The sequence below is a fragment of the Paenibacillus sp. Z6-24 genome (genome assembly GCF_054161335.1).
In genome coordinates, this window is record NZ_CP096398.1 from 3,881,846 (window position 1) to 3,902,348 (window position 20,503).

Here is a 20,503-nt window from a genome sequence, read left to right on the forward strand (position 1 = left end):
GCTTACGCCCCTTTCACTTCTACATATTGTTTAACAACCGTATCCGCCGCAACAGGAATAAACACTTCGCTGCTGCTGATGATTTCATCACTGACAGAACGTAATTCCAGCCGGGTGACCGATGAGAGATCAACAGCTGGAATCAAATATTCCAGTTCTACCAGATCATCTGTTACCTGCTTGATTCTGAATTGGGTTATTTCATACTCTCCATTCAATGTCACTTTGGCAATCCGTTGGTTGGTATAGCTTGCGATTTCCTGAAGATAACTATTCTGGATCATAACACCCGAACCTCCTCTCCAAGCATCGTAAATGGCGTGCTGCCCAGCTTCCAGCGGGTAGACAGTCTCGTATTGCGTTCAGCAGTATAACGATAAGCCGTTTCGTGCAATATAATGGACTCTCTAAGCGATGTTTGCTGCACATAAGCCAGATTAGCCGGTTTGATCGTTTGCACCGTATAGTTAACTTCCTTGAATACCGCCGCATCTGTCAGATTGGCCATAACTGTCATCACAAAGTTTTGAATATCTACTGTCGCACTCGCTTTACCTGCCCCTAATAGCTGATCCAGTTTTTGTTGCAAATAACGAATCGTAAATGGTGGCTTGGTTGTATAGCGGTTAACAATCCGGCGGCGGCGGAAATCCAGCGTTTCGATCGTTGGATCGGCTTGAATCTTCAGCTGTTGTTCTCTGCGACGTAATGCCGCTTCACTGGATGTCATGACAAACTGATCTCCAAGCATTCTCAAACGGCTTGCTTCAAGCTGATCCAGCTCCATTTCTTCTGTATCCAGCAAGGCAATAAACTCTCTTACAGAATGATAATATTCCGGCTCATACTGCATTAATCGGTTACTCAAGGGTGCCCACTCCTCCCCATACGGCAATCTGTTCAGCTCCCAATACCAGATTGGCCGGTTTGCCGTTAACTGTAGTATCTGTTACATCTGCAATTCCCTTTACACCTACAATGCGGGCATCCAGCTGGCTAATACGGATAATGATCTGCTCCTGATCTTTCCAGCCAGCTGTCAGCTCTTTGACATAGGCTGCGAGTATATCATTCACATCCAACTTCACCTGCCCTACAGTGGCACCAGGTTCCAGTGTTAATTTTGTACTTACAGTGATGACTACTTCTTCTACTCCTGCAATTGTGACCCGGTGTCCAATGGGGGCAAGTCCAATGCCTTCTCCACTATTCACAACCGGATCAATAGCTGTTTGCACACGGCTAATTAGCTCAGTTGAAGGACGACGTCCATTGCTGGCAATAATAGTACATTTGACCGTTCCTCCTCCTTTCCAAACCGGGAATACTTTGACGCCTCCGACTCCTTCCATCTCATTGATGGTCTGCTTATAATCCGAAATATTACCGCCAAATGGCTGTTCATTAATGGCCTGCAAATACCTGGACCGCAATGTCTCATCATCTTCAGCATTTTCTCCGGGCACCAGTACAATATTCAGTTCAGCTGCTGCGAGTCCGGCAATATAATCAAGTGGCAGCAGAGCCCCGGTTGCAGTATTACCAATCTCGCCTGCGGTCTCACAGGTGAGTGCGTATTCACCTGCACCGAGACGTGCAGTTATCTCATAGACTAGATCTCCACTGGCCAATCGACTGCCAATGTTTACTTCTGCTCGTGTACCATCACCTTTATAAAAAATCCCTTTACGAACGGCATGAGTAGCTGGCTCTCGCTGGATACCATATTCAGCTGTACGACGCTCCAGATATTCACCTGTCGCTGTATCTGCAAAAGAAAGATTCAGCTGAATATCCAGTTCAGCATACATTTGAGCCAATTCCAATGCTGCTGGTGCCAGAGCATCATAGATGATACTGCCCTCTCGTTTATCCATTTGATCCGTTACACGATCCAGCATACGCTCCAGTAGTGCTTCGTACGTTTGCGTCTCATACATGAATTTAGTTCACCTCCTCGTCAATCTGAAATGCTCCATATACAGTCTGTACAGTGAAGCTAACCCGAATATCATCACCTGATGTCCATGTTGTACGAAAATCGGCAATTTGTTCGATACGATCATCCTGCAGTAGAGCTTCCGTAATCATTCTTCGAATTTCTGCCCGCACATATAGATGATCCTTACCAAGAATTTCTCTATATTCTGTACCGTAATCGTTACTATAGATCAGATGTTGATAACGCTCTGTAGTAAGAATTTTCAATACCGCCTGTCGCAAAGAATCCAGGCCATCCACTTTACCAGCAATAATTCCGCGTTCCCAATCTACTTTATAAGTCAAACCCGGCATAACCAGATCTGCAGTATCCAGGCTTTGATCCGGCTGCAGCTGTAATCCTGTAGGAATCATACGTTATTCACCAACCGATCCAGTACCACATAACTCTGACCACCCTGAACACGTAGCAGTAGTACTCTATCACCGATCTGTAAACCGGTTACTGTCGTTCCATTTTCCTCAGCAGTCAGCTTGCTGATCGTCTCCGGTATAACGAGCACCGAAGCCGGCAGAGTAAACCGTTGATCAATATTAATTTCCAGCGGTTGATTATTAAGCACAGTTCCATACATTACAGCCATTGGATTTGCATTGGATACAGCTCCCAGACTGGCTTTGCGAATAATATCAAGCATATTTACACCACCTTCACATCGAGAGACATTGTATGATCTGTCCCGGAAAATTTGTGACTGCATTCTTCCACCAGATAAACCTGTACTTCAAATTCATCAAGCAGAATATAAGCAAACTGCCCTGCACGTACATTGACATCACCGATTGCATCTACAGACAGGGTGACCTGCTCGCGATTATATAGCTTCAGGTTAAGTGAGAGTGCTTCCTCAATCTGAGCAATATTCCAACTATCTTCTGCCTTTTCATACTTTTGGAGTAATCCCCATGCACCGATATGATTAAGATCTCTTTTGATAAAAATATCCCGGTGTCCGGTATCTTTATTATCACGATAGAATTTGATCTGATTGTACGTATCCGAGTCAATACTTTTCTTGATCGAATAATCATACAGATAATGGCCTTTTCCGAGAATGACAGAAGGCTTCATACTCCGGATATCCTGCAACCGCAGCTTGCCAAAGTCATCGTAAAAGACCATCAACTGTGATTTGTACGCTAACGTATGATCCAGGGCACCCATAATAATATCCAGCAGCTTTTTGTTATCCTCGATCAGTGACGGAATTGTATATTTGCCTTTATCCAGCTTTCCAAGTTTTAAATTATTTTGGGTTGCGATTTGCCGGATAACTTCATCTGCGGTTACATTGGTAAATACAAATGTGTCATTACCAAGCAAATAACGCACCTGGTCATAGGCAGTCACTTTTATCTGCTTATCTGTGCCCGTACTTACTGTAAAAATATAGCCATAAAAAAGGTTCGCTCCATTATAGATGAAGCGAACCACATAGCCATTTTGTACGTCAAAATCTTTTTTCTGATAGAAACCATCACTAATCAACGTAAATTCCAGTGAAGCTGGTTTGCCTATTCGACTGGTTTTCCAGGTGATATCCGAAGCAATACCAGATATGTCCCAGAGACTGCCTTGTTTGTTATCGATATGAAGCTGTATCATTTGGCAGCCTCTTTCTGTGGCAGCTTGATCACCATTCCAATCGGCAATTTACGCAGCTCACTATCCTTGATATCGTTCAGCTTCTGTATTTCTTTGTACCGACTTCCATCTCCCAATTGTTTCTTGGCAATCTTCCATAGCGAATCTCCAGCAACCAATTTGTAAGTTTTGGGATTCACTTTGGTGTCGGTACGCTTTTTGGCTACGGTAGACTTGTCTTTGTCTTTTTTGATTTTAACTTTGAGTGCACGGTAGAAGACATACTCTTTTAAGGACAGCTTAAACTGAATGTCTCCCGAGTCTCCCGCAGCCAGTGTCCAGTCGAATTTTTCAATACTGACTGCCATGTTGATTGCCATGAATGTTTCATTGGAAATAAAACGTTCTATTTCGCCCTTTGCATTCTTTACTGCTGTATCTCCAGATAATGCAGACTCGGGCAATTGTAGACCAGAAAACACAAAACGGATGGGACGCTTTGTCTCCATCCATTTCTGGATCATTTCTACATAGTAGTAAGGGGTTTGTAACTCCTTACCAACAACAAATGGATAACGTTGACCTGGAAAAAAGCTTTCCAACGTAATTTCGCGCAGCTTGTTTGGTTGGATTGAATTAATCTCACCAAGATCGATGATAGTGTAACTTTTTCCATCCCCACTGCTATTAATCTCAATTTTTTCAGGATTTACAGGCAGTCGGATCGCTTCGCTTTGATTATTAAACGCCAGGAAAAACCCATACTCCTCCATATCAGGTATACACCCCCTGCGCGGTCGAGACAAATTCTTCTTCCAATTTGCGACCAATATGACCGACAATTGTGTCCAGGTCTGCACCACTATTAATATCACCGGTAGTCACTTGTACAGTCGGGGTTAGATTTACAAAATGCTGAATGGCTTGTATCTCAGCCAAATTGCGCAGCAATTTTAAATCTTCACTGGAGATATCGACTGTACCTTCAATATTACGGATGCTATCAACACTCTTTACATTATTAATGTTGTTTTCAGTATTTCCAGCTGGAGGATAGCCTCCTGGCATACCTACTCCAACTCCTGTTGCTCCTCCATGATTCATTGCTGAATGTACAGCAGGTGGGGGTGTTTTAACAACATCCGCACCTTTTAATGGAGTACCTTGATAGTTACTTAAAGAATCTTTTACTTTACTTGTACCATTAGTTAATTTATCACTCAATCCTTGCCAAGCTTTAATACCGTTTTGATTGGCTCCACCCACATTAGCATTGATTTCTGGTTGATCCATTTGAAACATATTTTTAGTTTTTTGAGGAGCCTGGCTCTCTAAAGCTCCCATCATTTTTTTTACACTGTCGCTTGCACCATGAAAATCTGTCCCTTTTAACAAATCTATGCTGCCCCAATTTGTACCGAACAATTTATTAAAATAGGGAAGTATTGTATTAATACCTGTAATAACACTGTTCATCGCATCAGCAATCAACGAAGTAAATCCATTAGCGAATGATTCTGCTCCATATACAAGATCATACATCACTTGCAAAAAGTACATTTTTAATGAGTAGAAAATAGTTTGTACGGTAAACACTGCGTCATACCAAAGTTTTACAACTCCATTAACAACAATGGCTACAAATGCCCACGCTGCCATAAAGACGATCCTAAATACTTCTCCTATTGCGTATATCGCACCTACGATCATTCCCATCATCTCAGAACCACTTATACCCATCATCTGCAAAATAGATATAACAAGAGCAATAGCAGCCACTACGAGCAAAATAGGCCAATTTATCATAAGCCATTCTGCTGCAATAATTCCAAGTTGTATAATCATAGCTGCCAATAACACAAAAGCAATTGCACTGAGTATAGGTGAGACAATGTCCCAATGCTGCTGAATAACACCCGTCAAAAACAGCAACCCATTAACCAGCATTGCTACAACATTAGCAACAACTACAAAGCCTGCAGTCAGAACATCTATAAGCACTTGGAACTGGTCTGATTCAAATGCATTATTTAATGCATCTAAGGCAGGAACCAGGGCAGTTAAAGCTTGTGAACCAACTGAAGCTAACGTATTACTATAATTATTCGTCAATTGCGTCCATTTTGCACTAGGAGAATCCATCATTGTATCGAAAGCTTTTTGAGTAAAACCTTGCTTTTCCATTAACGCATCCAAGGATTGGATATAACCATCCACATCTCCCGATTTTCCTTTATCAGCAACGCCTGCATTCTCCATGCCTTTTGCAGAAATACCAAATGAGTTATTTAAAGATTTAGTATCACCTTGCATTCCACTAATTAAAGCATTAACAGTGTCATTATAACTTTGACCAGATAACACACTAAGTTTAGATGCCATATTATTTAATTTTTCTGTTTGCATGTCATTAGCTGATTGTTTAAGAAAAGAAAGAGAGCCTGAAAGTACATCTTTTGGATTCATACCTGATGATAATGCTCCCTTTTTGTACTTTTCAAATAACTCTGTTCCTTCTTGGCCGCTTCCTGTAGTAACAACAAATTTACGTCTCATCGTATCATCTTCAGCTGCTCCAGCAAGCGAATCTTTACCTAATCCATATGCCCCAGAAGCCAACTTATTTCCAAATGCTGCTGCCTTGGCAATGTGATTTTTAATATTCTCCCATTTACTAGCCTGCTTATCAGCCAAATCTTCTGCTTTTTGAGAAGAATCATTCAGATTATTTTGAGCATCTGCTGTGTCATTAATAGTATCAGTAATTCGTTGTTGAGCTGCCTGTGTCAATTGCAATGTATTATTAAAATTATTTTGAGTAACATTTAGCTGGGTTAAATGGTTATTGACATTTTGCACAGTCTGATTTACCTGATTAAACGAATTGGTAATGTTGTAAACAGGTACATTAATTGAAATATTACTCAAAGCTATACTAAGCTGCCTTGAGATACTAACAGACAGACTTTGACTAATATTCCCAACCAACTGTGCTCCTATATTCGCCATTGCTTCACCCCCTATACATCAATTATTTCCTTTTTTGCTTACGTTGTGCCTGCTTCTCTGCCTCCACACGTATTGCAATCATTGCGTAGATCGCAGCACGTTCATGGATAGACATTTTCATTAAATCATGTGGTAAGATGTGCAACTCATGGAGGGCATAGTAAGCTAGATTCGCTTCGCTGTCGCCTCCATTAATTAGTTTTTTACGTCATTAACCAAATCATTCATATCCCGGTTGAAACCGTTCAATTCCTGTACGCGTTCACCTAATGCAGCAAACTCACCTGGAAGAAGCATTTTGCGCAGCAAGGATTCTGCACCTATTACCCCATAGGATTTTTGTAAGTCTGCATTTTTCAAATCAGGATAGATAACACTGGCACTCATCAGTTTAGCCATATATTCATTAGGATCAATCTCTGGCGTATACATACCATTTTTCCCTTTCACTTTACGGGTAGCTGCTTTACGGCATTCCTGATTTTCGTCCTCATTCATGCTGCGAAGTTTCCAGCTTACAGGGTTACCATCTGCATCTTTGAATCGTGCAGATACTACAAATTGTTCTACCACGTCAGAAGAGACGTTTTGTGCAAAAAACAGGCTTAATTCACTCATTGATAATTCCTCCTAATAGTTGTGCAATATTTTAATATTCAATAATATCCGCTTTGGCATCATATCTAATATTCCGCTGAACTGATGACAGATGTACCGGAAAAAAACCCAAAATATATGTGCTCATCCGGTACATAGCCACCCTATTTAAATGTTATAAATACGTTGTTAAACGAATTAATTGAATTACTGAACCGGTGCGCTAAATGCCTGATTAATATCTACTCCATCAAAAGTAAAGCTTACTTCTTCTTCCAGTGCATCCGATTCAGTATCCAGCGATGCCATAATGACACTGTCCAGATTCACATCGCGCAGAATAATAGTCTGGTAACCAATGCTCGATGTTGGATCTTCGTTTGTCACTTCGATATCAAAGTACGTGTCTACACCCGTCTTCATGTAATCCAGCATCATCTGACGGAAGCGGGAAGTCATATAGAAGATGGTCATGGTACCGGATCCAGACCAACCTGTTGCTTTATGCTGCACTCCGCGGCGTCCCAGCGTTTTCACTTCGGCTTTTTGCTTTTCTACGGTAGCTTCGAGCGTTTTGATATAAAACATTTCCTCTACCTGGTTATTGATTGTTGCAAACGCACGGCCTTCCTGGCCGGAAATGGTATCTTTTGCTTTTAGAAATGTCATCTTAAACCACCTTCACTTTCATGTATACTTTTTCAACGGAATCTACAGGTTGTACATTTACTTCTACTACAATGCTATCCACTTCATTACCTGCAGTTACACTAATATCCGACTGAGCATCAAAGTTCTGTACTGCTCCAATGTTTTGCAGATCCGTCAGATACGCTACACACTGTGAACGGAACAAGCTGCGTCCATCTGTATTGTTATTCACTTTACCAATAAAATACGATTCAAAAATACGCTTAAGGTCATTGGCAATACTATCGAGTACACGCACCACACGGTTTTTGGCAAAATGGCGCGCTTTTTCCGGCGTATAGGACACGAATGTATTGATATCCTGTTCCACTACAGCGCGGTCGCTGCTAGCTGTAAATACAAACTCCCCTTTTTGCAAAGCTGCCTCTGTCTCGGTATGAGTCAGCTTCCCATTAACATCTACAGCATCGTCATAAGCGCTATAGGTCAGGGATGCGTTAACAGCAGCACCGGCAGTTGCACCTGTTACCCAGGCTACACTCTGTTTTGCATCCAGTACTGTACCATCACTCAGCACCACACCGTTTTTCACGCTGATTACACCTTCATGATCAGCATTAGGGTAGTTGGCAAGCACAGCCTGTACCTTTTTGCCCTCATTGCTGCGCAGACGTTTGATGTATGCAGCATATACGGATTTCAGGGAAGCATCATCCGAGATCAAACCGACTGTCTGGAATTCCAGTGCTTCAAGCTGTTCCAGATATGCGGTATGATCCGCATTGGTTGCCAGCGCACTTGTACCTCCAGCCAGTGGAGCACCCGCAGTCGGTACAGGTGTCCCCTTACCACTGAAGACAACATAGGTATTACTCGCCAGCTCTTCTACTGTACTTACTGTCTGCTTATCGACCACAGCACCTTCCAGCAGCGTTGTTACATCAAACTGTGTTTCATTGTTAATATTCGTTTCTACTACGATTGCCAACTGATTGCCTCGTGTACCACTATATTTGGCTGTTGCTGTCAGCGGCTCTACTTTTACAGAAGCAGGTGTACCATCATTTAGGCGGTATACAATGAGCTTTTGTGCACGCTTGAGCGCTTCACGAATCAGCAGCATTTGTGGAGAAGTATAGTCATAACCAAGAGTCTGCAGCGTATTGTCTCCAGCAACAATGGTAAACATCTTCTTGGGTGCTCCCCAATCAAGGTTCAATGCCAAACTTGCCGTGCCGCGCTCACCCAGTGTCCCAGGAAGTTTACCCTCAGATACAAAGTTAATATATACACCAGGGCGAATTTTATTTTGTGTTGTATAAGTTCCTCCAGCCATTTAATTGGCCTCCTTATTCATAAATTGATGTAGCAGAGATGTTGCTTGTTCAATCGTGTACGGTTTGTCTTCTTCCAGCAGCCCGGATAGTACATCCTTTTCAAGCTGGGTGAATTTTGTTGATTGCATAAATTGCTCTTTTCGGTATGAACCGACAGCAGCTTGTTCAGCCATTGTTTCTCTCTCCTTTGATATACGTTTGCTCTACCTTTAAATTGTCTCCATCTGCTACTTTACATGGGAAGCAGCGGATACATATTGGTCCATTGCACTCATCAGTACACCTGAAGCCGGCGGGCGAACAGTGCGTACCGGATAGTTGACCCGGATTCGGGGAATACCGTCATCCGTATCCCACCGTAGTTCACTGGCCCGGCACAAATCTTCGCCAGTCCCGATAGTCTCAAGCGCTTCAAATAGTTGTTCAATCTGCTCATCCGCATAATGTTCAGCTGCTGGAACGTACCGAATCTCTAACGTGTACACACGTACAAATCGATCACTACGCTCACGCGTAAAGTCTACTGAAACCAAGCGATACTCCAACCTCGGCTGCTTTGGCTCTGGCTTTTCTGCCCGTTCAAACGGAACGTCTGGAAACTTCTCTTGCAGTGATAATTGCACATAGGCGACAACCTCCTGTGCATTCATGTTTCTTCCTCCTTTACCGAGAAGGACGCTCACCTCCTTCGGTTATTACTTACGGAATCAAGATTAGGAAACTTTGCACCACCAGTGTAAAGACTCATTATGTGGAATATTTTTATCCCTGTGGTGTTCCTTGTTTCTTCATTTCCGATAATACAATCTTACACCGGATTTCTCCTAATGGAGACGGTGCTATGGACGAAAAAAGGACGGTTATCAGTTGAGTTTAGCGGCAGAACAGCGGTAAAAAGACGCCGGAAGTGGATCAGCCCTGCAGCAGCGCCATTCCAGGCATTTACAGCCTATATGTCCTGTCATAACCTGCCTATTCAGCAACATTTATATAGATCAATCTTTTACCGTCTGTTCCTGCCGTCAGTACAAGCCCAGCATATGTTTCCACCCCTATGTCCACAAACCGTACAAAAAAAGCCTGCCCGCAGGCAGACTTTGATGTATATCCCCTATTTCCCATTATCGACAACTACCACTACTGCTCCGTCGGAGACGAATTGAGAAACACACTGGAGAACAGATAGGAAATCATCGCAAATACCGGAATGCTCCATAGCAGCACCGGCGAGCTGAACCATGCCGGCAGCGGCATCCACAGCATAATTGCCCAGCTGACGATAATGCCTATTCCATTAAATAGAACAAACTGCAGCGGCATTCGCTGAATATTCAGGCGCAGCCAGCGGTTCAGAGGCGCCAGAATGACCAGCGAATAAGCGAACAGCGGTACAAAGAGCAGCAGCAATACAACAAGCTGTGAACGTATTCCCATTTCCGAGACGAGCACCGTGTTTTGCAAAGCAAAGTTAAGATAGATCGAGCTCAGGCCGCTGACAAGCAAAGAGACGATTGTACTATCAAACAGCCAGGCCTTGTATACATGTTGCAATCTGAACCGGTCGGCGGCTGCCGGAACGGCAGATCTCCTCGCGGTATTTAATTCCCTTTTCACAAAATCAGAGCTCCTGTTCCTTGGCTTTTATTGGATGATCGCCTGCAGTTGTCTGATGGCTATCCGATATTCTATGTACAGCGATAATCCGCATGAGTATAAACGCCTATTATTTTACCATAAAATAACATAAAATGATGGTGCATATCATAAATTATCTTCTTCTATGCTTATTTCTTCCTGTTATGCGATCATACCACAACATTATAAATTACCTGTGAAAGTTCTAACCGAATCAGCAGGCAAAAAAGCTGCCTGTGTGAACAGACAGCTTACCAAGAATAATTGAATTATCCCTTTTCACCATAACCTATCAGGAAGTGCTGCAGGAAGCTTCTGAACGGCGGGTACGCTTCTTCTGCGGCATCAGCTCATCCAGCCGGATCATGCCGGTATCGGCCAGGGCGAGAGCCATTTTGTAAAAGGCACGGGCACGGATCTTGACGTAAGTGTCTTTGCTGATCGGTGGATCGAACAGATAGCTGTATACTTTATAATCGAAAATATCATCATGCTTGAGATAACGTTCGCGCACGAGCAGCTGCTCCCGCTCATTCAGCCGTTCCACGATCGCCTCCACATGCTCGCAGTAAGCGCGGCGTGCAGCAGGAGTATCTACATTATAAATGGCTGCACCTGCTGTCGGATCTCCGGTCACATTGGTCGGTCCGTGCATTCTTGCTTCATATGAAGCTGTAAGCGAAGTTTCTCTCATCTCAAACGTAATCGTCTTGTAAATACGGTATTTCTCAAAAACAGCTTCTACAGCAGCGCGTGTCTGTCGGCGGTCCAGTTCGGGCAGGGAAATCATCGGGTTCATTGTACAACACTCCTCGGATGTAATGTATTAAGTGAAGAAAGTCATCGGTATACGTAATACAGCAATACAACAGGCCTGGCAGCTTCAGCATCTGCTCATCTCCATCTGGCATTTCTGTATTGCCTTTTGGCAATACAATTGGATATATAACCTGTTTATCTTTGATTCAACCACTTGAAATTCCATATTTTTGTTAATGTTCGCATATTGTTCGCATTTCGTATTCTTAAGATACCATGCTGACATGCTATTCGTAAAATTCGGTTTAAGGTCATTTTGGCCGCTTAATCATTCATTATCTCCATTATTCTCTTCACCATGTGCCTTTTGGCAAAGAAAAGATTTCCATTGTTTACCTAATGGCAATATTGGGGTATAGTACATATATACGTTTTGACTTCTTGTGTCATGTTATGAACGATTGGTGTTCACAGTGCCTATAGAAAGGGTGTTTTGTCGGTGGATAATTCTTCATTTGGCAGTTATTTGAAGCAAATACGTGAGCAGAAGAACTGGAGTATTAACCAACTGGCAGACCTCGCCGGCATCAGCACTTCACAAATCTCACGAATTGAAAATGGTAAACGCGGTGTTCCCAAGCCGCAGACGATTGAGAAAATCGCCCGGGCGCTCGGTGTCCCGTATGCGGAAATGATGGACCGAGCCGGATACCTGCGACCCGAGGAGAATCAGCAGACTCCGGAATGGGCGAATGCACGGGACAGACGTGATTTCAAAAAAATGTTAGAGGAAGATGGTGAATTGATGTTTGACGGTGTTCCGCTGGATGATGAAGACAAGCAGCGGATCAAGGATGTGTTGACCGGGTTATTCTGGGAAGCCAAACAGATGAACAAACGCAAGCCGGTTGCCCCGGATGATCGCCGCAACCATTCCTGAGACATCGTCGCCCATGCAGACGACTGTACCTGCAGTCTCTGCTCTACCGGCAGTTGGAGATTACAGCTGCACCTATAACGCCAAACGCTTACGAGGTGATTGTACCGATGGATGATACTGCAGCTCATCTGGTCCACAAGTATAAGACAAACTGCCCTTTTGAAATTGCTGAAGCGCTCGGCATACATATTCGCTACATGGATCTCGGCAAGTCCACGAAAGGACTGTACTACAAAAAACTCCGGCGGCGCTTCATTGTAATCAATCAGGGCTTATCCGATCAGTGGCAGCGATTTGTGTGTGCGCACGAATTGGGTCACGATCGGCTTCACAAAGGATTGAGCCGCTTTTTCCTGGAGGAACATTCTTACTTCTGGCCGGGCAAGCTGGAAAGGCAGGCGAATTCGTTTGCCATTACCCTGCTGACGGCCGGACAGGAACAGCGTGCAGGTGAGACGCTGGAAGCTTTTGCAATGCGCACAGGCATCCCCCGGGAAATGCTATATTTTTTTGATTTCTGACCGAACATATGTTTGTTCACTTCTATTGGTTTGGTTCATGTACTTCTGCTGTACAGCAAAAAGGAACGGCCTGGTAAAGCCGTTCCTTTTTAGCATGTTCATAAAGGTCTGCAAATGGCGCTCTGACGCGGCTGGACACAGTAGAGTAATTGCAGACTAGCCCGACAGTTTCGGCAGGAAGACAATGCCAGCGATGATCAGTGTCAGAATAATGCATACATTCTCAACAGCAGAACCTTTTTTGGTGCCTGTGCTCATCAGGTTGAAGCGCAGCTTCCATTTCAGCGGCGGCAGCAGCCGTACACCGCGGTTGGTCAGTGAATCGGCTAGCAGATGCAGCAAATAGGAGACACCGCCGGCAACCCAGATGCTGGAGCCCAGATGAGCTGTGGTGCCATAGAGCAGCGCTGTCCAGGCGGCGGTGCCGTAGATCGTATGCGTCAGCCCGCGGTGCGGCAGGAAAGTACAGATAATCAGCAGACTGCCGCCCATATAGTTCCATGGAGCAATCTCGCGTCCATAGATAATAATGCCGACACCGATCAGGAACATGACCACTTTGCGCAGCGACCGGGTCGGCAAAAAGGCAACAAATACTATCGCTACCGCTATGCCGATATCCCATGGCATGCCGAACATTCCTTTCCACAGAATCCAGACGACAGAGGCAAGCATAATCGTCTGCAAAATGCGCAGAATCGGCTCGGACAGTGTCTTGGATACGAGGATTGAATTAGGCTCGTCAATATCGGGTAATAATGAACTGACGGCAGCGGCCACTACAGCAGCCGAAGTCACAGGAACGCCGGCCATCGTCATGAGCGATACCGTCAGACCTGTACTGATAATAAAGTGGGATTTGCCCATCATAAGCGTATTCTTCCTTTCAGATTGCTTGCGCGTTGATCGTGTTGTAGGAGTGACTATGCCTCGTGCGGCACAGGTGATATCCGTTCGGCAGAACGATTTGTAAATGAACTGTTTTTATTATCAACTCAATGTTAAATTTTGGATATCATGCGCTGTGGCTCGCTGAATTATAGTATGGTAATGATAGAAACAGCTTATTATCCGCCCGTCTGATCCATGACTTTCAAGAGCCCTGTTCGGCTCCTTACTAAGGAGAATGATTGATATGAGACGATCCAATAAATGGCTTCCGGTCCTGCTCTGCAGCCTGCTGTCCGGTTCTTTGCTGACCGGGTGCGGCTCTGACATGCTGGCCGGCAGCAGGGCAGACCATGCCAAAGGCTACAGTGCGTCCGTCAAATCGATGCAGGTCATCCAGCCCCAGCGCACTTCGGTAAGAGTAACCCCTTCCCCAGAAGCTCATGATCCGATTTTGCCGGAACAGCTGGCCGATGTGCTGCTGCAGGGCAATTATGAACTGGTCTATTCCCAGACCTCGCCGGAATTCAAGCGCGAAGTCTCCTGGCAGGCATTTGTCGATACTGTGCAGTCCCTGAACAGCAGAGTCGAGCGTTATGTACCGGTCACGGAGCAGCATTATGAAGATTCCTTGCGCAAAGTATGGGTCGACAGCCATAACAGCCGCCAGATTACTGTCCTTTTCGCCGAAAATCATGCGGATTATCCTGACCACACTATTCTCGATTTGCAGATACAGCAGCTGCAGATCCATTAGACAGACATACAATCGTATACGGAACTGAACTATTATAGCACATATGTTCGTGTAAATAAAAACAAAGAAGGCGGATGATGACATGTAGATGCCATATCCGCCTTCTTTACTTTTGCCTGTTTTCCCTGCCAACTGCCGCTGCAGGCAGTATCAGGCTTGCACTGCATCCGATCCGGCCTGATCCATCTGCTGCAGACGCTCCATAATCCGGCGCTTGCGGTACAGTGTACGACCGACTTCGGTCAGACTTTCCAGTGAGTTTTTATTAACAAAAGAGCCGAAGACGATCCCGGCAATCGGCACCGCCTGGAACAGCTTGCGCCAGCCAAAGTTATCACGGTACGTCATAATTACTTCACGCCAGCCCTGAATCTGGGAAAAGACCTCTTTGCCTGTATCTCCCTTTTCAAAATCCGCCAGTTCTTCCAGTACGGCCTTTTTGCCGACCACATCCGAGGAAGCGAACTGCAGACATTTCAGGATAAACAGCCGCTCTTTGGGATCGGAAGGATAATACCCGTAGCACAGGGCAATCTCCTGCAGTGCCTTGAGCGAGATGCCGATCATCGCCGGAATATCCGCTGCGATCGTGAAGATGCCGCCTACTCCCGACGCGGCTCCCTCCAGTGCTGCCAGATTGGAACGGCTTCTGGAGATTTCCAGAGCCGTATTGTCCATCACTTTGAGCGGCAGCTGGGCCACATCACGTGGAGTCAGCTCGGCATCTTCCTGGCCGTTTGCCTTGGCCAGACGCTGCATGATTCCTTTGGGGGAGACGAGATATTTACCGCCATTTTGAATAAAGCGTCCCAGCTCATTGAGTGCGGTTCCGATCTTGTCCCGGATAAATTTGGGGGTCAGACGATCCAGCAGCATAAATGGAATCCGGCCGATTTTATCCAGAATCGAGCTCCCTCTCTGATCTTTCTCCCATTTGGCGATCTGCTGCAGTTCCTGTTCCAGTTCTGTACGGCTCTCCTGTGTATGCATTCCATCGACTCCTCACTGTTGATATGTATCTGTATTCCATACGCTGGTGCTTCTGTCTCTGTGTATATGTATTATACCCGATTCAATCGGTTTCATGACAACACGGTCTGTGTTTGTGCTGCAAACGCCGAATCAGATCAAGACCGGCTTATGCCGGAAGTGACTATCTTGGCATTATCCTCTTTTAAAATGAAAAAGCCGCGGAGCATCTGCCCGCGTCTATAAGAAGTATAAGGTTCTATTGGATATCCCTGCTTACACAGGAAGTACAGCCGCGTGCAGAGCACGTATCGGCTGTCAGATCATCTGTGCAGAATCTTTGGTTGTATCCTGAGTCTCACGGTTATCACGTACAGGCACATAAGTGATACGATCAATCAGCAATCCATTGCCAACTGGCTCTCCGTTTACTGTAATGGTGATTTTTTTGAAATTGGGATCAAAGTTAGTATCGTACATATTGTTCACTCCTCGAATGTTATAATAGAAATAGTCGTATATGGTTTCCATTTATAATGGATAAAAAGGCGTTAATCCGGTGTACTGCAGATTGCAAGCGATCATATGGCAGGTGAAAACTCGCCGCTGGTCCTCCAGGACATGTATTTATTACCCTGTGCAATGACCTGTTAAACAGTTGTATGGAAAAAATCCAAATTCATCAAGTGAGCACAAGCCGTTCACTTCCCTGCTGCTGTTCCTTTATTCACCCAATTTTATTAAGAAAGTGCATCATCGCTGCCTTTTCATACGTAAACCTTGTAAGATCATACTGAATCAGCGTCCATGCAAAATTCAACATTGTGGTTAATATACAGTTAGGATACCTGTCTCCAAGCAACCGCTCCACAGTAAGGAGGAATTTATGTGAAATTCAAGTCCCGCTACCTGCAGACCGGTCTGATCGCGGTACTCGTTCTGTCCGGACTGACAGCCGCCCAGCCTTCTGCTCATGCCGGCTGGTGGGAAGACTATAAAAATGGTGTCAAAAGCTTCACCAGCCTGCCCGAGGAAGTCAATGAACTCAAGCAGGGTTACAGCAATGCGATGAACCAGCTGGACCAGGCGCAGACCAGCATCGAAGCCTACCGGGAGGAAAATGCCCGGCTGGCCGAGCAGAACCAGCTGCTCGCGCAAACGGTGCAGCAGCTGCAGCAGTCCGAAGCCGAGCGTGCGGCAAGTGCCCGCTTCTGGAAAACGATCGTCTTCTCAGCGATCGGGCTTGTGGCCCTGTGGTTTATTTTCACCCGTCTGGTCCGGTTTGGACTACGCCGCCGTTAAGCTACGGCGGCTCTTTGTTTATATGCTTATTATGGGATAAAGGAGGTTCTCTCTTGCAACTGGAATGGCAGCAATCCACGCATCCCCCTGTCTCCGGACAGGCGGTTACTGTAGCATTATCCGATCAGGAGAAGCTCCATATGCTTCACCCCGGACAAATTATCGCGTATGACGGCCCTTCCGGCGGACGGCATGACCGGCTGATGGATGTCAAAGGCATGTACCGCAAACGCAATCTAATCCGGGCTGACTTTACCGGTCCGTGCCGGTTTGTCGCCTCCCTGCCGCCCGGCTTTAACATGATCCCAATTACGATCGAGGCAGGCAGCGATCTGCTGTATGATTTTCGCCATTTGTTCTATTATACGGAAGGCATCACTATGCAGACACGGCTGCTCAAGCTCAAGAATATCCTTATCACCCGGGATGTGGTCAAAGTGAAATTTGGCGGTCAGGGAGAGATTGGACTGCTCACCCAGGGAACTGTCATGGAGATGAAGCTGCATCCATCCACTCCGATCTATGTGGATGCGCGCAGCCTGCTCGCCTATCCGGAAAATGCCACCCTCAAGCTGAGCGTCTACGGCAATCATCTGGCCAGCCAGCATATGCACTACCAGTGGGCCATAACCGGCAGCGGCTCCATTCTGATCCAGAGCGGCCATGATAACGGTGAGCTGGCAGAGCATCTGAACGATGACAGTCTGTTCCGGCGCATCCTGCGCGAAGTGATTCCGTTCGGCGGCATTTTTATCAAATAAGGATCGATTCGGTGGCGTTTTTAACAGACCCCTATTTATACTTATTAATATCTAATTCACACTACAAAGTTTTTATGCTAAAAATCCTCCCTATCATCCAATCGGATAGGGAGGATTTCGTGTTGAGAAAGGTTCAATAAACGGCTTCTGTCTAATCAATCATCTCAGTCATCGGCCGATCTGTTCGTTCAGAATGCTATTTTATTAACATCTGTCCCGCTGCGCACGACTGCCGGACAATCCATTCTTCTTACCGTCTGTGCAATCGGTCAGCGTGAACCTTCTGCTGTCAGGATATCCTGCTCCAGATTTGGAGCGGCCAGATCCGCTTTCAGATAGGTCTCATCGGTCGGCAGCAGCAGGTTGAACTGCTCGCTGCTGCACAGCGTGATTTTGCAGTTCTCCACGGTAAAGTCGAGCACATGTCCGCCACCGTTGCGGGCATCGTTAATAAAGTGCAGATGATAACCCGCAACACCAATTCCCTGGGCAAATGCCGGTGTCCAGAACCCGGCGATAATGCCTTTTACATTTTTGAAATGGAAAGACGGCTGGGACTTGGTTACTTCCACGAATGGTTTGTACGGTTTCTCCTGATGCGGAACCGTGCGGGTGTGCACTTCGCGGAACTGTCCTTCGATCCGGATTGCATGGAACACGTTCGGGCTGGAGATCAGTCCGTCCAGTACCTTTTCCAGCTCTTCCCGGGTCATGGTCCGGTTGAACTCATGCGTCTGCTGGGCTTCGAAAAAAGTCACGGTAGAGAACGGTGTGCTCTCTTCCAGCAGCACCCGTTTGGCTGTGCCGTTCGGATACAGATGGTAGAACGATCCGTCAAAAGCGATCATCTCTCCATCCAGCTGGTGAAAAGTACCGATCCCGAAATCGCCGTATTGCTTGAGTTCTCCAAATGTGATTGCACCATCATACAGTCCGCTCAATAGGGCAACCATCGTCGAAGCTTGATAGACTACAGGGTTTTTCATGATATTTCTCTCCTTTTATGGGTCCGTTCCATAGGTGTACTGTCAGGTATTTTTCTCGCCGATCAGTTCATGGCATCCGGCAGCAGTTTGGCGCCGAGCTTGATATTGTCTTTGTAATCGATAGGAATATCCACAACGACAGGTCCCTGCTGGGCAAGCGCCTGACGCAGTACCTCTTCCAGTTCGCCCGGATGATGAACACGCAGACCGACTGCACCGAAGCTCTCCGCATATTTCACAATATCCACATCTCCGAAATGAACACCGGATGTGCGGCCATATTTCATTTCCTGCTGGAAAGCGACCATGTCATAAGTACCGTCATTCCAGACGATGTGGACGAGCGGAGACTGCAGGCGTACCGCGGTTTCCAGTTCCATCGAGGAGAACAGGAAGCCCCCGTCACCGGAAATGGATACGACCTTCTCATGCGGATTCACCAGTCCTGCGGCAATTCCCCATGGCAGTGCGACGCCCAGTGTCTGCATACCATTACTGAACAGCAGACGGCGCGGTTCATACGAACGGAAATAACGGGCCATCCAGATATAGTGGGAACCGACGTCACAGGTGACGGTCACCTGATCATTGATCAGCTTGCGCAGGGTACGGATAAAGTACAGCGGATGCACGCGTCCTTCTTCCGCAGACGTGATCGCAATATCGTCCTGGGTCAATCGGTTCTGCTGGCGGCGCATGGCATTACGGGCTTCAGTGGAGAAGCGCAGCCCTTTCAGCAGCGGAGTCAGTGCATTGACGTTCATCGCAATATCCCCGATCAGCTCGCCGGCTGGCTGGTAATCCTGGTCAATATCGGCTTTGCGGTTGTCCAGATGGAAGACAAGGCGATTATCGCCCTTATTCCACAGGTACGGATCATATTCGATCGGATCATAACCGATGGTGAGCACCAGATCAGACTGCTGCAGCAGAATATCACCCGGCTGGTTGCTGAACAGACCAACGCGGCCATAGAAATGATCTTCCAGATCACGCGAGATCGCTCCGGCAGCCTGGAACGTCTCTACGACCGGCAGATCGGTATCACGGATCAGCTCACGTACCGCAGCGGTTACCGCCGGAGAGCTCGCCTTCATACCGAGCAGCAGAACCGGCATTTTCGCCTGACGAATCTGCTCGGCAACCGAGGTAATCAGTTCGGCTGGAGCCGTTCCCAGCTGCGGCATCCGTGTATTATGGAAATGAAACTCGCTTGCTTCCTGCAGCAGCACATCGGTAGGCAGACTGACAAAGGCTGCACCCGGCTGCGAAGCGGAAGCTTCACGGAACGCATTGGTAATCGCTTCGGCGACGTTATCGGGATGTCCGACTTCGACGCTGTATTTGGTTACCGGCTGGAACAGACCGGCATTATCCATTGATTGGTGGGTCCGCTTCAGACTGGCTGTACGCGGAACGGCACCGGCAAGTGCCACGACAGGATCACTCTCTGCATTGGCAGTGACCAGACCGGTTACGAGGTTGGATGCACCAGGACCGGATGTTACCAGACATACACCGGGTTTGCCGGTCAGTCTGCCGATCGCTGCCGCCATAAAAGCAGCATTTTGTTCATGTCGGCACACGATCAGCTGTGGACCACGGTCCTGCAGTACATCGAATACCGGGTCAATTTTTGCACCGGGAATACCGAATACATATTTAACATCCTGGGCAATCAGGGTATCCACGACCATATCGGCCCCTGTCTTTGCTTTCGGTGTGGCGGCAGCCGCCATTTCATTGCTGGAATCAGAAGTCTGTGCATCGGAAGATTGGGCAGTTGGGATCATCATATTCTCTCT

At 46.3% G+C, this 20,503-nt stretch carries 25 protein-coding genes; 5 read left to right on the plus strand and 20 right to left on the minus strand.

Going from position 1 to position 20,503, the window contains the following annotated elements; translation table 11 throughout:
- Positions 1-2 precede the first annotated feature (2 nt).
- The 15 genes from M1D61_RS16870 to M1D61_RS16940 all read right to left on the minus strand — a co-directional run bounded on the left by M1D61_RS16870 (position 3) and on the right by M1D61_RS16940 (position 11,614).
- Positions 3-284: a ketopantoate hydroxymethyltransferase gene (locus M1D61_RS16870; protein ID WP_458119782.1), complete on the minus strand. Its 282-nt coding sequence runs from the start codon at positions 282-284 to the stop codon at positions 3-5.
- Positions 281-868 carry a putative phage tail protein gene (locus M1D61_RS16875; protein ID WP_458119783.1) on the minus strand — a complete coding sequence of 196 codons (588 nt, stop codon included), beginning with the start codon at positions 866-868 and terminating at the stop codon, positions 281-283. The genes M1D61_RS16870 and M1D61_RS16875 overlap by 4 nt, the downstream gene beginning before the upstream one ends.
- Positions 861-1,940: a baseplate J/gp47 family protein gene (locus M1D61_RS16880; RefSeq protein WP_458119784.1), complete on the minus strand. Its 1,080-nt coding sequence runs from the start codon at positions 1,938-1,940 to the stop codon at positions 861-863. Before M1D61_RS16880 ends, M1D61_RS16875 begins: the two co-directional genes overlap by 8 nt.
- A gap of 4 nt (positions 1,941-1,944) precedes the next feature.
- Positions 1,945-2,355 (minus strand): DUF2634 domain-containing protein, encoded by a 411-nt coding sequence (locus M1D61_RS16885; RefSeq protein WP_458119785.1) that lies wholly within the window; start codon positions 2,353-2,355, stop codon positions 1,945-1,947.
- Positions 2,352-2,639 (minus strand): DUF2577 domain-containing protein, encoded by a 288-nt coding sequence (locus tag M1D61_RS16890; RefSeq protein ID WP_458119786.1) that lies wholly within the window; start codon positions 2,637-2,639, stop codon positions 2,352-2,354. The genes M1D61_RS16885 and M1D61_RS16890 overlap by 4 nt, the downstream gene beginning before the upstream one ends.
- Positions 2,640-2,641: 2 nt before the next feature.
- Positions 2,642-3,607, minus strand: a complete 966-nt coding sequence (locus M1D61_RS16895) for an XkdQ/YqbQ family protein (RefSeq protein ID WP_458119787.1) — start codon at positions 3,605-3,607, stop codon at positions 2,642-2,644.
- Positions 3,604-4,359: a LysM peptidoglycan-binding domain-containing protein gene (locus tag M1D61_RS16900; RefSeq protein ID WP_458119788.1), complete on the minus strand. Its 756-nt coding sequence runs from the start codon at positions 4,357-4,359 to the stop codon at positions 3,604-3,606. Before M1D61_RS16900 ends, M1D61_RS16895 begins: the two co-directional genes overlap by 4 nt.
- A 1-nt stretch (position 4,360) precedes the next feature.
- Positions 4,361-6,595, minus strand: coding sequence for a hypothetical protein (locus M1D61_RS16905; protein ID WP_458119789.1), 2,235 nt, complete (start codon positions 6,593-6,595; stop codon positions 4,361-4,363).
- A gap of 195 nt (positions 6,596-6,790) precedes the next feature.
- A complete protein-coding gene (locus M1D61_RS16910; RefSeq protein ID WP_458119790.1) occupies positions 6,791-7,213 on the minus strand; it encodes a phage tail assembly chaperone in 423 nt (140 codons plus the stop codon).
- A gap of 186 nt (positions 7,214-7,399) precedes the next feature.
- The gene (locus M1D61_RS16915; RefSeq protein WP_458119791.1) at positions 7,400-7,861 is read right to left on the minus strand and encodes a phage tail tube protein; all 462 of its coding nucleotides are present in this window, start codon (positions 7,859-7,861) and stop codon (positions 7,400-7,402) included.
- A 1-nt stretch (position 7,862) separates the two neighbouring features.
- On the minus strand, positions 7,863-9,179 hold the full coding sequence (locus M1D61_RS16920) for a phage tail sheath family protein (RefSeq protein WP_458119792.1): 1,317 nt from the start codon (positions 9,177-9,179) through the stop codon (positions 7,863-7,865).
- A complete protein-coding gene (locus tag M1D61_RS16925; RefSeq protein ID WP_200897654.1) occupies positions 9,180-9,353 on the minus strand; it encodes a hypothetical protein in 174 nt (57 codons plus the stop codon).
- 54 nt (positions 9,354-9,407) lie between these two features.
- A complete protein-coding gene (locus tag M1D61_RS16930; RefSeq protein ID WP_458119793.1) occupies positions 9,408-9,830 on the minus strand; it encodes a phage tail terminator family protein in 423 nt (140 codons plus the stop codon).
- Between the two features lie 487 nt (positions 9,831-10,317).
- Positions 10,318-10,794, minus strand: coding sequence for a hypothetical protein (locus M1D61_RS16935; RefSeq protein WP_458119794.1), 477 nt, complete (start codon positions 10,792-10,794; stop codon positions 10,318-10,320).
- 313 nt (positions 10,795-11,107) lie between these two features.
- Positions 11,108-11,614 carry an ArpU family phage packaging/lysis transcriptional regulator gene (locus tag M1D61_RS16940; RefSeq protein ID WP_458119795.1) on the minus strand — a complete coding sequence of 169 codons (507 nt, stop codon included), beginning with the start codon at positions 11,612-11,614 and terminating at the stop codon, positions 11,108-11,110.
- 459 nt (positions 11,615-12,073) lie between these two features.
- Here M1D61_RS16940 and M1D61_RS16945 point away from each other — a divergent pair, with 459 nt between their 5' ends.
- Positions 12,074-12,514 (plus strand): helix-turn-helix domain-containing protein, encoded by a 441-nt coding sequence (locus M1D61_RS16945; RefSeq protein WP_458119796.1) that lies wholly within the window; start codon positions 12,074-12,076, stop codon positions 12,512-12,514.
- A gap of 107 nt (positions 12,515-12,621) precedes the next feature.
- Entirely contained in the window at positions 12,622-13,035 is a 414-nt protein-coding gene (locus M1D61_RS16950) for an ImmA/IrrE family metallo-endopeptidase (RefSeq protein WP_458119797.1), read from the plus strand.
- Between the two features lie 156 nt (positions 13,036-13,191).
- Here the strand turns inward: M1D61_RS16950 and M1D61_RS16955 are convergent, their stop codons facing one another.
- A complete protein-coding gene (locus M1D61_RS16955) occupies positions 13,192-13,905 on the minus strand; it encodes a metal-dependent hydrolase (RefSeq protein WP_458119798.1) in 714 nt (237 codons plus the stop codon).
- 265 nt (positions 13,906-14,170) lie between these two features.
- On the opposite strand from M1D61_RS16955, the gene M1D61_RS16960 reads away from it, so the two are divergent.
- A complete protein-coding gene (locus M1D61_RS16960; protein ID WP_458119799.1) occupies positions 14,171-14,680 on the plus strand; it encodes a hypothetical protein in 510 nt (169 codons plus the stop codon).
- Between the two features lie 150 nt (positions 14,681-14,830).
- Here M1D61_RS16960 and M1D61_RS16965 read toward each other — a convergent pair whose 3' ends face one another.
- Together M1D61_RS16965 and M1D61_RS16970 are read right to left on the minus strand one after the other, a co-directional pair.
- Positions 14,831-15,670, minus strand: coding sequence for an EcsC family protein (locus tag M1D61_RS16965; protein WP_458119800.1), 840 nt, complete (start codon positions 15,668-15,670; stop codon positions 14,831-14,833).
- A gap of 297 nt (positions 15,671-15,967) precedes the next feature.
- Positions 15,968-16,129: a hypothetical protein gene (locus M1D61_RS16970; RefSeq protein ID WP_458119801.1), complete on the minus strand. Its 162-nt coding sequence runs from the start codon at positions 16,127-16,129 to the stop codon at positions 15,968-15,970.
- A gap of 408 nt (positions 16,130-16,537) precedes the next feature.
- Between M1D61_RS16970 and M1D61_RS16975 the strand changes: the two genes are divergently transcribed.
- Positions 16,538-16,951, plus strand: a complete 414-nt coding sequence (locus M1D61_RS16975) for a hypothetical protein (RefSeq protein ID WP_458119802.1) — start codon at positions 16,538-16,540, stop codon at positions 16,949-16,951.
- Between the two features lie 59 nt (positions 16,952-17,010).
- A complete protein-coding gene (locus M1D61_RS16980) occupies positions 17,011-17,712 on the plus strand; it encodes an AIM24 family protein (protein WP_458122542.1) in 702 nt (233 codons plus the stop codon).
- A gap of 269 nt (positions 17,713-17,981) precedes the next feature.
- On the opposite strand, the gene budA is transcribed toward M1D61_RS16980, so the two are convergent.
- Positions 17,982-18,698 carry an acetolactate decarboxylase gene (gene budA / locus M1D61_RS16985; protein ID WP_458119803.1) on the minus strand — a complete coding sequence of 239 codons (717 nt, stop codon included), beginning with the start codon at positions 18,696-18,698 and terminating at the stop codon, positions 17,982-17,984.
- Between the two features lie 62 nt (positions 18,699-18,760).
- Positions 18,761-20,437 carry an acetolactate synthase AlsS gene (alsS, locus tag M1D61_RS16990; protein WP_458122543.1) on the minus strand — a complete coding sequence of 559 codons (1,677 nt, stop codon included), beginning with the start codon at positions 20,435-20,437 and terminating at the stop codon, positions 18,761-18,763.
- Positions 20,438-20,503 lie beyond the last annotated feature (66 nt).